This is a genomic window from Streptomyces albireticuli, assembly GCF_002192455.1.
Lineage (GTDB): Bacteria > Actinomycetota > Actinomycetes > Streptomycetales > Streptomycetaceae > Streptomyces > Streptomyces albireticuli_B.
The window spans coordinates 1,384,040-1,397,076 of record NZ_CP021744.1 but is presented as its reverse complement, the minus strand read 5'-3'; the positions used below and the strand labels follow the sequence as shown (position 1 = coordinate 1,397,076).

Sequence of the window (13,037 nt, the reverse complement as noted above, 5' to 3'; positions counted from 1 at the left end):
TCGATTAGAACCCGGCCATCACCTCCGCGGTGCGCATTGCGCGAAGCACCGCCTGCTCAGTGTTTTCCGATTTGGCCTCGTGAATGTGGATTTCGTAGCGACGGCCAGCCACCATGTCCTGTGTCTGACGGGCGTTGTAGACCCGTTCGCCGCCTTGAAAGTTGACGAGCTCCGGGCCGTGTTCACCGACCATCGCCAGGCCGGCGGTCGCCGACTTGGTTCCGGTCCAGTAGCCGTTGGTTCCGCCAAGCGCGCGGCGCCACCCGGAGCCGTACCGGTCGATTGCGTAATTCAAGCCGGCGTAGATACTGGCAATCGGACTGTACTGACCCAACGACCTGTACGGTCCGGCATAGGCGTCGAAAGTGCTCTTGATGACCTGCATCAAGCCCTTTGACGGGTCCCCGGATTTTGCGTTTGAATCCCAGTTATTGACCGCATTTGGATCGCCGCCGGACTCGACACCGATCCTTTGCAGGACCAGCCCGGCGTCCGATAGGGAGATCCCGCCCTTACCGCCGAGCTCCTGAATCACCCGCTCGACCAGAGGCCGCCAGCGATTCACGGCGTCACCCGTGAGACCAGCGAACTCGCCTGAACCCTCAGTGAATTTCACCAGGGAACCAGGCCAAGGATTGAGAACTGGGCCTTCGCTCGCCCCTGGAGCGCCGCCCTTCGGGCGGAGAGCGCCATCGGCGCGGTTGCCATATCCGAGCTGGCGGCGGATGCTCCTCGACTCGTTACCGCCAACGGTTTCCAGGGTCGACCCCTGTTTGCCGGTGGCGATGTCGATGTGGCCCCAAGCGCCGGGCCCGTAGCCCTTGAAGACCATGAGATCGCCCGGCCGTGCCGCCGAGGTCGGCACCATGCTCATGCGCTCAACCCATGTGGCCACGGCCGGCCACCGGTTGCCCGGTGTTCCAGTCGGTGAATTTCCGTAGGCCGCATTTGCGTGCGCGTGATCCACGATCCATGAAACGAAATCAGCGCACCAGGACTCGTATGCCGAACTGCCAATGTATTTCTGGCCGGACAGATCGCCGCTCTTGGCCTCTTGGAGGGCGAGCTTCACGACTTGGCCGCCGCCACCGGTGGCGTGCTCGTCGGCCCACTGACCCCACTTCGCGAGCCAGGGTTCGGCCTTGCCGAAGCCGTCCGCGCTGAGCCTGCCGACAGTGCCGAACTTTGAGCCGAGGGACTTGAGGTGCGGTGTGATTGCTGCGTCCCAGCCCTGACGGACGGCTTCCTCGTAGCCGTCAAGAGGATCGTCCTGGTGCTGCTTCACCCACGCGGCGCCGTCACCGACGATGCCGCCCCGGGCGTAAATGTGGCCGCCTCGCCGGGCCTGCTCGTTCCAGCGCAGAATCGTTTCCCTGCCGAGGGTGCGAACGACCTCAGGGCGAAGAATGCCCTCGCCGCGGCTGAGCATCGCGGGAACCGTGTCGACTCCCGGCTGGTAGCCGGGGACGATGCCACCCGTGGCGTAGTGCACCGGGGACAGCGGAGCCGGCGCCCCGGCCAGCTTCGCCATGGCTCCCATCATCGAAACGGCGCCGGCGTTGTACGGTCCGGAGACCGTGCTCCTGGTGGAGCTGTCCACGTAGGACATGGCCGAGCGCCACACATCGGTGATGCGGCTGCTGCTGGTCTCGAAGAACCGCTTCGTGCTGTCCAGGCCGGACCGGAGCCGGGCGAAGGAGTCGAGCGTGCTCGACGTGGACGAGGCGACCTGGGACTGCACTGCGACCCAGTGGGCACGGGTGGAGTCCCGGAATCCCGACACGGCGCCCGACAGGGGCCCTGACAGGTGGCTGACCCAGCGCTGCTGAGCGGGCCTGATCTGTCCGTCCACCGCCCCCTGGACCTGACCCGCCACATCCGCCCACGCAGCCGACGAAGCGGACTGGTGCGAGTGCACCGCCGCCGTCATGGCGGTCAAGGCCGCCTGGATCCGCTTGGCTGCGTCCTCGAACGCTGCTGCGTCCGGGACAGGTGCCGGCTGGGCCGGTGCAGTGGCCGGCGTGCCGGTCTTGGCAGCGCGGTTCAGCCCCAGCACGGCCCGGTACCCGAGGGCTCGTACTGCGTCCGGGCGCAGAACCGCCTCGCCCGGCGAGAGAAGGGCGTGGACACGGTCGTTGCCCGGCGCGTAGCCGGGCACGATCCCGCCCCCTGCGAATTTGAACAGACCCTCGCGGTTGGGCATCATTTCTTCCGCGCGGGCGTAGAAGTGTTGCCACACCTCGGCCGCAAACTCCGAGGGGTTCGAGACGAGTTGACCGATCAGATCGGTCATGGACTTCACATCGTCGACCACACCCGAGAAGAGTTCCTTCAGGGTCGTGATCGCCTCGTCCAGCACCTTCGTGGGGTCGGATATCAGATCCTTCGCGAGCGAGCCGAGATTCTTGACCAGCTCGCCCACGCCACCCACGAGATCCTTGATCATCTCGAACAGCTTGCTCGGACTCAGAAGGTCGTCGGTGAACTTCATCCCCCTTTCGAGGATGTTGCCCTTGCCCTTCCAGACATCCGACCAAAAGAGATCACCCGCGGTCGGCGCGACCGCACCCGCCGCAAGCCCCACCAGCTGACCGACGCCCGTAGGAGTCGCCTTCAGAAAGTCCGGCAGCCGCTCGAACATGAAGGTGCGGAGATTTCCGAACCTGTTGTTCGCAGCCCTTCCGGACGCGTCGCCGCCGGCCTCGGCTCCCCAGCGCCTGACGTTCCCGCCCAACTCGCCGCCGATACGGTTGCCGGCGGCGGCCATGCCAATGCCGGAGGTGAAGGTGTTGAACGACGGCGCAAAGTCGATGGCGCTATGGAGCTCGTCCAGGATGCTCATCGGCCACCGCTTGCCGCCACCGCCCTTCTTCCCGGCGATACCGCCCTTGGCGAAACGGGAAAGGTGACCGCGAGCTGCCGCAGCATTCCAGTGATCGATGGTCCCCGTGCCGAGCCGTGCAGCGACTTCCGGCCGCAAGATCGCTTCACCCGGAGAGAGTATGGCGGGGATCGAGTCCACACCCGGGGCATAGCCGGGGAGGACACCACCGAGAGCCTTCTTGGTCCTCCCGCCGCCCTTTCCTCCCTTACCCCCATTGCCGCCGGTGATCTCGTTGACATGACCGACATGGGTGTTGAGCTTTGCACCCTCGTCGGCCGCGCCCTTGAGCGCGTTCTTCAGGTTGTTGACCGAGGCAGTGGTTCCGGAGACCCGTTTCTTGGCCAGCGAATCGAAGCGGGAGTTGGCCGTGCTGAGCTTGCCCGCCACGTCATCGACGGCCGAGTACAGGGAGTTTCCGCCGCCCCGGAGGTTGTTCCGAAGCGTCTTCACCGGCTTCTGGTTCAGGGTCGTCATCCGGTCGATGGCTTCCTGAACCGCCCGACGGAATTCCTTCGCCTTCGGGGTGGACCAGTCGAATTCCTGACGGAGAGCAGCAAGGGGACGGCCGTTGAGGCCCTCCACAGCGGAGATGGCGCCCTTGATCTTCGACTCGGCGGTCTCCGCCTTCTGCGCGAGGAAGCCGACCTCCTGGCGGACACCGCCCGTCGTCCGGCCGTTCAACTCGCTCATGGCGGAGACGGCTTGCTGGATCTTCTGGCGTGCGTCCTGGGCCGCCGCGGCGAGGCTGCGGCCGGCGGTCCCGCCGAGCGCGTTCATCGCCGGATCGATGCTGATGGTGTTGACCCCGCGCAGCTCCTGTTTCAGGGCCCGGATCTTCTCGTCCAGGGCGCGCAGGGACTGCTCGGCCTGGCCGGTGTTGACCCGTACGTCCTCGGCTCGGCTGTCCTGGCCCCGGGCCCGGTCCCAGCCGCGCTGAGCAAGGTTGCGGCTGTCGCCGCCCCGCAGCTCGGTGCGCCTGTCCTTCCAGGACCCCCAGAAGCCACGAGGGCCTCCGGCGCCCTTCACGCCGGCGGCGAGCTGCTTGCTCACGCGCGTGAGCCCGCTACCGCCGGCCACGATGCCGCGGAAGACGCCAAGGACCGGGCTCATCAGTTTGGCGAGCTTGCCCACCATCTTCGTGAGCAGACCAAAGGTGATCAGAAAGGGTGCAGCTACTGCGGCTACCTTGGCCGCGGTCAGAATGGCGTCTCGAAGGCCGGGGTGCTTGGACAGGAAGTCCACGGTGGACTTGATCCAGCCGGTGAAGGTCTTCAAGACGGAGAAGAAGTCCTCAAGAAGCTCGCCGGCCATCGGGATGAGCTTTTTACCCAGCGACTTTGCGTCGTTGAGCATGCCGCCCTGGTAGTCGTACTGGACTTCACCGTTCTCGTCCTTGATGACCTTGCCGCTCTTGTCGCGGCGGGCGGTCTTCTTGCCCATGATGGTCTCGCCGAGCCCGGTGTATTCGAACTGCCCGCCCTTGCCCTCCTTCATGAAGAGCTTCTGGAGGGCTACTTGACCAGACTCCCTCATCTGGCCGATACGGCCCGAGATGGTGGCGCCGGCCATGCGGGCCGCCGAGCCCTGGATCCCGTTATTGCCCTTTTCCCACCGCTCCAGCAAGGCGTCCACGAACTTGGTGCCCTGAAGGCCGCCGGTCTCCTTCGCGTTCTGCATGAACTCATACATCTTCGCGGAGGCGTCTTGCCGATTACCGTGCTTGTCCTTGCCGTCCTTGAAGCCCATCATCAGGGCCAAGTCCTGGGCGGGCATACCTACGGCACGCTCGAACTGCTTCAGATTCCTCATCGGAATCCGACCCATGTCCATGATGACTTCCATGGCGTACATGCCCTGGCCGACAAGGGTCGGGTCCATGATCCCGCCGAACGCCGCCGAGTCGCCAATCATCTTGACGACGTCGCCGGACTTCTTCGCAACCCGCTCCGAACCAATCTTCTTTCGGTCCGGATCATCCGACCGGAAATCCCGGTCATGGGCACCGATCGCACGCGCGTATCGCGTCCCGTACTTCTGCATGTCCTGGAGGGAATACGGAGTCGCGATAGCGTACTTCTGCATTTCCTTCAGCATGCCGGTGACGTCCTTGATCTCCAGGCCCATGCCTCGGAGACCTGTCTGCGCCTGCATCATCGAGTCCGCGCTCTTGACGCCCACAGCGGTCAGGCCGGCGGACAACAGTCCGACCGGGCCTATGAGGTGATGGGTGATCAGCCGCCCGGTCTCGACGGTCCGGGTGCCAAATCCCTCCACCTTGCCGGACGCGGTGGACCACCCGGAATTGAAGCGCTTGAAGAAGGAGCCACTGGTGGCCGCCATTCCGGCCAGTGCCGTGCGGTTGACGGCAATCTGGTCCTGGAGCATGCGGCGCTGAACGGCCGCAGTGGCCAGCTGCTCACGGAGGTCCGCACGGCGGGCGGCAGCCATCTGGGTAAGTGCCTGCCGCTCCAGCCGCGCCGTCTCCAGGACTTCGGCGCGCTTGCGGCGCTCGTTCTCCCGGTGCGCCGCGTAGTAGGCACGCATGTAGGTGTCGCGCTCACGGTCCTGCCGGATCTGCTGCTGATGGATCTCCCGATCCATGCGGGCAGAGTCCTCCAGGGCCCGCCGCTTCTCCGCAGCCGTCCGCCGGGCCGCCTGCCCCTGAGCAGTGGCACCCTCGTCAGCGGTCCGCGCCTTCTCCGCTTCGGTCCGCCGGTACGCCTCAAGATCCTGCCGGTAGGCGACCAGGAGGGCCTGGGCCCGCCGCCGCGTCGTACGGTCCTGCGTCCGGGCGAGCTCCTGATCAGCCCGCGCCATCCCCTCCAGCGACTGCTGGTGCAGACGGAGAGCTGTCTTCGCTTCCCGGGACAGGCCCCGCGTGCGGTCCTCCGACGCCTCAAGGGCCTGCCGCGCGCGCGTGGCCACCTGAGAGCCGTGCGTACGGGTGAGTTCCTGCTCGACCCGGGTGTACCGCTGGGCCTCGGTCTCCTTGACCTTCTGCCGCTCACGGGACCCCTTGGCGCTCTCACGCGTCATGCCCTGCTGCATCTTGCGGGCCTCGGCGGTGGCCTGGCTGGAGAGTCCGGTGAAGCCGCGGCTCATGCCGGTCCCCAGGGCCTTGCCGGCCTCCCGGCCCGCCTTGCCCATGGCCTGGCCCAGCTGGGTCTGCATCCGCCGGAGGGCAGCCCGGTCGAGATGAGGTTCGATTGAGATATAGCCGGAGCCGACCTTGATTGCGCCGCGGGGGCCCGCCATGCTGCCTCCTAGAGGTTGCTCATTTGCGTGAAGAAGGCAGATATCTCGGCACCCTCAGCGAACGCTGGATCTCGGGGTTTCACCATCTCGACCTGTCCCGGGCGCGGAATCGGTTCCGGGAGCCTCACATCTGTTTCGTCGGAATTGGCCTTGATGAACAGGAAGTTGGCGATCTCGGCCGCGTCGCTGACGCGTGCGATCAGATGGTCGGTCACCGACCAGGAAGCGGATTCATCCACAGCGGCGAGGAATGCGGAGCGTCCCGGCTTCTTGAGCAGGGACTTAATCAGCGCATGGACGCGGCGGATGGAGAGCCGTCCACGCCACAGGTCAAGCAGATCCACCTGGAAGAACTCCAGCAGATCCGCCTCCAGTTCATCGGAGAAGTCCCGTACGGCATGGATGGCGCCTATTAGTTTCCCGCGTCCCCGAAACCGGCAGCGCCGGAAACCTTCTCAGCGAATACCTGGAAGTCGCGGATCGTGGCGCCGGTGGCCTTGTAGGTGTCCCACTGGGTGCCGAGGATCAGCTTGAGTGCCTCGACTTCGTCGTCCGCCTCCAGGAGGCCGACCGGAAGATCAAGGGGGCGGGCACCGTGTACGAGATGCCGTTGTGCTCGAAGACGGTCGGCTCATCCTTGGCCTCGGACTTCTTGGCGGAAGCGGACTTGGTCGAATTCGGGGCAGCGGTCATGGAGGCTCCAAACGGGCATGAAAAAAGCCCCAGGGCAGGAGCCAAGGGGCACGGGGTAAGAGTGGGCCGGGGACTTCGTCCCTCCCCGGCAAGGGGGACTGCTTACTTCGGGGTGCTCTTGGCCTTCACCGTCAGCGATCCGGCCTGCACCTCGACGCCGGCAACGGCGGCCTTGATCAGGTAGACACCTTCGGTCGTGTCGGCTGCCACGCTGACCGTGGAGGTCAGGTTGCCCTGGTCGTCGGTGGAGACCTGGGTGGCGGTGACCTTGCCCTCCGAGGGTCCGGTGACGGTGATGGCGGCCGGCTTGCCCGCGGCGAAATGCTCACCGGTCAGGACGACCGAGCCACCCTGCTCGACAGTGTTGCCCGAAAGGCGGGCCGCAGCAGGCTCGACCACCGTATTGCCGGCCTCGTGGAGGTCATCGTTCGTCAGCAGGTAGCCCAGGGACCCGTTGTAATCCAGCGCCTCGATGGTCAGCTCAAACTTTCCATTTTCGGCACGCTGGAGCTGAATGGCGCCTCGGTCGCTGATCATTGCGCGGCCGATGACACACCGGTACTGCGTCTTGCTCTGAGACCAGTCGACCACCAGGGCGATCTCGGTGAGCTCTGGCGTGCTCTTCAGGTCGAGGCGGAAGAGACCCGGAGTCTCCTTGGACTCCACCCACTTGGCGCCGAAGAAGAGCTCAGTGGTGAGCCGGGAGGTCTCCATCAAGGTCGCCTTGATCTTGAACGAAGATTCCTTCGTGTTGTACAGCACTGGCACGCTGCTCTGCCACACCTTCACCGGGTCCGTGGATATCTCCGGAGTGATGGTGACCCCGCCTTCGTCAATGAACCCCACGTTCTTGTACGGAGGGCCAAGCTTGTCCAGGCCGGTAGGAAGGACAGTCCCAGCACCGAGGGAGTCACCCACCTTCGGGGCCGGGGCGATGTACAGTGCGCCGTTCGGAGCGAATCGGATCCGCTGCGCATTACCGGTCTCAGTCATAAGGGTCTCCTTCAAAAGGGCATGAAAAAAGCCCCCTTGGAGGGGGCTGAAGCGCGGACTGCTGGCCGCTAGTCGGTGGCCCAGACAATCGAACCGATCTCCGGCGGCCTGGGCGCGACGTACGGCACCGGCGGCGTCCGGTACGGGGTACTCCAGGCGGACTCACCGCCGCCGAGCTGAGCGATTTTGGCCCGGACCTCGAAGACGTCGCCTTCCGCGAAGAGGCGGCCATACGCCTCCTGCGTGAGGGTGAAGCCGGCGGCCGGCCAGTCCTGGCCCGTGGCCACGACCTTCACGCGCTCCGAAGGCGGGGTATCAGGGTGAGCGTTGACATGTGTGATCTCCAGGACGATTTCTGTGCCGGGCGTGCCGGTGAGGGCCATCCCCTGGAAGTCGAAGCGCATCTGGGCGGGCAAGGGCTACTCCTCGATGTAGGACACGGCGACTTCACCGCCGTAGCAGTGCTCACGGGAGGTCGAATCAGGCAGGTACTTGGGGGAATCGACGTCCGCGACATCGAGCACCAGGACGCCGGCGGCGTCCCGGCCGGGCAGGTCTTCGAGCAGCAGCTCCCGCACCCGGTAGGCGAGGCCGGCCGCGGCCTCGCGGTCAGGGGCGTACACCTCGTACTCCACGTCTGCCCGGTCCAGCCGGCTGCGGATGGCGCGGTAGCCCCCCGAGTGCGCGAGGTACACGGTGATGTCGCCTGGCTCGCGTCCGGTCATGTCGCCGACGACGGCACCGTGCGGAAGCTCCGCGAGACAGCCACGCAGGTAAGGGACGAGGAAGGTGATGGGGTCGCGCGTCACTGGACCCTCGCCTTCAGCAAGGCGGCCTTGAGGAAGCGCCTACCAGCGTGACGGCGGCCCTTCCGGTCCCTCCACCCGCGCTCTTGGAGCATCGCGTGACGAACCCGCGGATCGACCTCGACGGACACGTGGGCCCCCCACCCCGCGGCGTCCAGCACCAGGTGGGCCCGGATGTGCTTGCGGATCTCATTCCAGTGGCTCTTCGCCTCGGGATCATGCGGGGCCTCGCTCACCGCATAGGCCGTGATCTCCGCCGCGTGATGAGCCACGGCCTTGCGGGTGTCAGCGGAGCGGAAGACGTCGTACTCCCACCCGTCGAACATCTCCAGCTTGGTCTTGGGCATCAGTGCATCGCCCTCCACGCTCGGATGCGGACATGGCGGAGGGAGCCGTGGCCCCAGCGCATGGGCTCACCGTCGACCTCGAACCACTCGCCGCCGTACCGGATGCGGTCCACGGCGTGAACCGGTACACCCCACGGCAGGTAAACGAACAGTCGCTCCTGAGAGGTCTCACGCTCGGGAGACCGAACCTCGAAGCTCCGGTCCGGCTGCACATGCGCAAGGCCGGCCCACACACGGTGGGCGCTGGCCCAGTCCCGGCTGCGCGTGTAGACCCCGTCAGACAGAGGGGCCGCGTATACCTCGACAGGGTCACCGAAGCGGGGCATCAGGCTCCCTGGTGAGCACGATCGACCCGAGCTTGCGCCGGTAGCGCTTGAGTGAAGTCCTGGCGGCAGGCGAGAGGGCTTGCGTGGTGGCAGAGGAGCCGAACTCGACTGCAACGTCTCCCACCTTCTCGGACACGATCCCAGGGGCCACGGCAAGCCAGCGGATAACCTCGGCGCAGATGACGGCCCGAATGCCGGGCGAGTCCTCGCGGTAACGGGATCCGCAGTAGTCCGCCACGAGGGCGGAGGCGTCCGTGATGAACGCCTCCACCCTCGGCTTCTCGTCTCCCTCGATCTTGCGCCCAAGCCGGACTTCAATGTCTAGAGCGGTAATGCTCATATATCACATCCCAACTTCTGGGCAAAAAGAGAGACTTACTTGGAAGGTGCGGCCTGCACTGCAACCGTGCGGTTCTTCTCGACCGCCACCTGGTTGTGGTCCCGGAGGGCCTTCTCGACACCAGTGGCGACAAGAAGCTGCTCGGGACGGATGATCTTGGCGTCATAAATCACGCGGCTCTTGATGGCGTCCGTGAAGGACTTTTCAGGCTTGTACGCCTCCATCTGCGCGAACGGAATCACCAGGCTGGTCGCCGCGGTGCTGCCCATGAACATGTCGATGTTCTTGAACTCGTCGTGGCGACGGCCCTTAACGAGCTTGCCGGCCTCGGCCCGAGCGGCACCCAGGGTGTTCGAGACGCGGACCGGGATGCCCAGGATGGTGCCGATGACACCAGAAGGCATGACTGCGCCGCCGCCGAAGTGGCTAGCGTCGATGAACTTGGGGTCGCGCAGCAGCAGCGACCGCAGTCGTGGCGAGATGAACAGGTAGCGCGAATCGGGGGCATTCTTGAGGTCTAGATTCTCAAGCATCGCAACCACGTAGTCGTAGACACCGATGACCTCTGTCTCCAGAGCGTTCGGGGTCACGGTGTCGATCTTGCCGTGCAGAGCAGGCAGGGTATTGAGGTCGGCCGGCATCGACTCAGCGCCGTTCAGGTCCTTACCGGCGACGGCCGCGGTGAGAGTCTGGGCCAGCATCTTGTCGATGGAGACGGCGGCCTGACGGCCGCGCTGACGGACCAGCTCCGACATCAGGTCAATGCCACTCTTGGTCTGGAGCTGGTGAAGGGCGTCGATCTCGATATGGAACGAGGAGCCCTTGCCCACGGTCATCGGAATGTACTCAAGGGCCGCATGGTCCTTGTCGCCGATCTCGCCGTACGCCTTGATCAGGCCCCGATCCTCAACGGTGTCGATGAAGTGGGGAATACGAATGCGGTCACCCTCGCGCCGGAACTCGCCTTCATAACTGCGATTGGTGATCTCCGCGGAACCGAGGATCAGGTTGTCCTCAAGATCCTGGAGAAGCTGAGCAGTCCAAAGCTCAGGTACGAAAACACCCTTGCCCTTGAGAACAGGGTCAGCGCCCGCGGGGCCACCAGTCAGAAGACCGGAAGCTGCCTGAGTGGTGAAGTCGTTACCAGCCATAAGTTACCTCTTTGGGGCATAAAAAAGGCCCCGAAGGGCCTTCAAGTGGAGAGGCTGGCATCACATCCCAACCTCATGGCAAAAAAGAGAGATCAGATCTCTCCCCGCATGAGAGCGTCACACTTACCCGCTGCGCGGGCCTCGTTGATCTCCCTCGGAGTCATACGGGCAAGATCCTCGCGACTGAGCTGGCCGGCGGCCGGGCTACCCTGACGCCCCAGGCCGATGTTCCGCGCGTACGACGGGGCAGAGCTTGGCTTCGGAAGGGACGAGACGAACGCCTCGATCTGGGCGGAGTCGGGGTTGCCGTCCTCGTCCAGGAACGAACCAAAGTTCAGATACTCAGCACCGGGAAGGGATACACCAGCCGCAGAGGAAGCGGCACGAAGCTCGGCGTCAACGAGCTTGGTTCCCACCTCGGAGAGGGCCGCGTTCCGCGCCTCCACCTTGGCGGCCTCGATGGCCTTCTCGGTATCGGTCATCTGGGACTGGCGGAAGCCGTCAAGCTCCTGGGAGACGGACTTGAACCGCTCCTCGTTCTTGCGGCTCATCGCCTTCCACTTGTCGATCTCTGCCTGAAGCGCAGTCGTGTCGGGCTTGGCCTCGCTAGCCGAGCCGGCCTCGGCAGCCTGGTCGTTCTTGTTTTCATCCATGCGGATCATCCATTTCGGATCGACTGAAGTGTCATATGCCAACTTCGGGGGCAAATGAAAAGCCCCGTTGCGGGGCTACTTCTCGAACCGGCTACGGTTCGCGTTGCCCGAGTTGCCCTGCGGGGGCTTCTGGGCGTCCTTCTTGAGCTTCGTCTCAGACATGGCCGACTTGTCGTCGGCACCCTGCTGGGATATCGCCATCTGTTGCTTCTGCTCCTGAGTCTGGTACTTGTCGGCACGCTCCATTTCGGTGCGGGCCTCCTCCTCAAGGAGCTGGTCGAAGCGAGCGATCTGCGACGGCGTGTAGCCCGCATCCTGCCAGAGCTGTTGCTTCGGGACGTTGAGCTGCTGGAGTTTCAGCAACGAGTCGATGTGCTGGGCTTCGGTGCGGTTCTCCGGGTCACGCCAGATGACCTCCGCAGCCACGTACTCCTCCCGCTTGCCGCCCTTCTCGACCTCGACGGCCAGGCGGATGACTTCCTCCCACGCCTCACCGAAGTGCAGCATCCGCTCCTTGGACTTGGAGACGAGACCGGCTTCCGCAGAGGTGATCGCGTCACCGCTCGGCGGCTGGCCGCCCCTAAGCATGTAGTGGAAGGGAATGCGGCTGATGCTCGCCATGTGCTGAACGAGCATGTCTACGAGATCCACGTAGTTGCTCAGGTCGGCAGCGGCGAACTGGCCGAACGAGGCGGCAGGGTCCTCGGCCTGGAGGAGCTTGTCTACAGCCACCTTGAACGGCTCGATGGGATTGCCGTTCTCGTCCTCCTGGATCTCCAGACCCGTCACGTACCGCTGGGGCCAGGCCGCGTACTCCGACGCGACGAGAGAGTCAGCGACGGTCTTGTTGATCGCGTCCTGGATCGGGATGACCGTCGACAGATCCGACATCGGCTCGCCCACCAGACGGGCCCGGTTCTGGATCGGCACCACCGGAGGCCGGCCCAGAGGGTTCGGCTCCGTCCGGTCGATCGAGTAGCCCCCGATCGTCCAGTCCCCGGTGTGCACCTTGTCGCCCCACCACAGGGTGCAGAAGGCTCGTCCCCAGTCGTCCACGTAGTACTTGGCCGCAGCCTCGATCTCATGGCGCGAGCCCGGCTTGTACTGGACGACCATGTGTTCCGCGGACTCGATGGAGATGACGGCCTTGCCCTCATCGTCAGCCCACACCACCGCGTAGGCGGCGCCCTGGATCATCGCGTCAAGGTGCGCTGCGTTGGACTCCGAGTCCAGCCTGTTCCGCTGCCAGATCTCGCGAGCGATCGTGTCCTCTGTCGGCTCCTCCGAAAGACGGAATCCGTCAATGAACATGCGCTCGTTAACAGAGTCGATGATCAGCCCGCAAAAGTTGTCGTTCCAACGTTCAAAGATGTGAGCAAACTCGGTCCGATACTTGGACTGAGCGAACAGCATCTTCTGGTGTTTGCCGTCGTAATACTCGCCAAATCGCTTGTAAGTGCCGGAACGAGAAGCGAGCTTCGAGGCAAGGTAGTCCATCCACATCTGTGGGGTGGAGGGAGGGGAGAGAACCCCTTCGTTGCCCGGCGTGTCGAGCGCAGCAGTAGCCATCTAGGGCCCCTTTCGAGCGG

General features: G+C 64.7%; 11 protein-coding genes. All 11 read right to left on the bottom strand.

Going from position 1 to position 13,037, the window contains the following annotated elements:
* Positions 1-4: 4 nt before the first annotated feature.
* The 11 genes from SMD11_RS34810 to SMD11_RS06020 all read right to left on the bottom strand — a co-directional run bounded on the left by SMD11_RS34810 (position 5) and on the right by SMD11_RS06020 (position 13,017).
* A complete protein-coding gene (locus SMD11_RS34810) occupies positions 5-6,139 on the bottom strand; it encodes a CHAP domain-containing protein (protein ID WP_107421938.1) in 6,135 nt (2,044 codons plus the stop codon).
* An 8-nt stretch (positions 6,140-6,147) separates the two neighbouring features.
* Complete coding sequence (locus tag SMD11_RS35330; protein WP_159395237.1) at positions 6,148-6,483, bottom strand: hypothetical protein; 336 nt, start codon at positions 6,481-6,483, stop codon at positions 6,148-6,150.
* 181 nt (positions 6,484-6,664) lie between these two features.
* Positions 6,665-6,832 (bottom strand): hypothetical protein, encoded by a 168-nt coding sequence (locus SMD11_RS35325; RefSeq protein ID WP_159395236.1) that lies wholly within the window; start codon positions 6,830-6,832, stop codon positions 6,665-6,667.
* A 102-nt stretch (positions 6,833-6,934) separates the two neighbouring features.
* Entirely contained in the window at positions 6,935-7,825 is an 891-nt protein-coding gene (locus SMD11_RS06060; RefSeq protein WP_087925447.1) for a hypothetical protein, read from the bottom strand.
* A gap of 68 nt (positions 7,826-7,893) precedes the next feature.
* Positions 7,894-8,241, bottom strand: coding sequence for a hypothetical protein (locus SMD11_RS06055; RefSeq protein WP_087925446.1), 348 nt, complete (start codon positions 8,239-8,241; stop codon positions 7,894-7,896).
* Between the two features lie 3 nt (positions 8,242-8,244).
* On the bottom strand, positions 8,245-8,634 hold the full coding sequence (locus tag SMD11_RS06050) for a hypothetical protein (RefSeq protein WP_087925445.1): 390 nt from the start codon (positions 8,632-8,634) through the stop codon (positions 8,245-8,247).
* On the bottom strand, positions 8,631-8,978 hold the full coding sequence (locus SMD11_RS06045; protein ID WP_087925444.1) for a hypothetical protein: 348 nt from the start codon (positions 8,976-8,978) through the stop codon (positions 8,631-8,633). Before SMD11_RS06045 ends, SMD11_RS06050 begins: the two co-directional genes overlap by 4 nt.
* Before the next feature lie 309 nt (positions 8,979-9,287).
* Positions 9,288-9,644, bottom strand: a complete 357-nt coding sequence (locus tag SMD11_RS06035; RefSeq protein ID WP_087925442.1) for a hypothetical protein — start codon at positions 9,642-9,644, stop codon at positions 9,288-9,290.
* 35 nt (positions 9,645-9,679) lie between these two features.
* On the bottom strand, positions 9,680-10,795 hold the full coding sequence (locus tag SMD11_RS06030; protein ID WP_199843807.1) for a hypothetical protein: 1,116 nt from the start codon (positions 10,793-10,795) through the stop codon (positions 9,680-9,682).
* 92 nt (positions 10,796-10,887) lie between these two features.
* The gene (locus SMD11_RS06025; protein WP_087925441.1) at positions 10,888-11,448 is read right to left on the bottom strand and encodes a hypothetical protein; all 561 of its coding nucleotides are present in this window, start codon (positions 11,446-11,448) and stop codon (positions 10,888-10,890) included.
* A gap of 75 nt (positions 11,449-11,523) precedes the next feature.
* Complete coding sequence (locus SMD11_RS06020) at positions 11,524-13,017, bottom strand: phage portal protein (protein WP_234365922.1); 1,494 nt, start codon at positions 13,015-13,017, stop codon at positions 11,524-11,526.
* Positions 13,018-13,037: the final 20 nt, after the last annotated feature.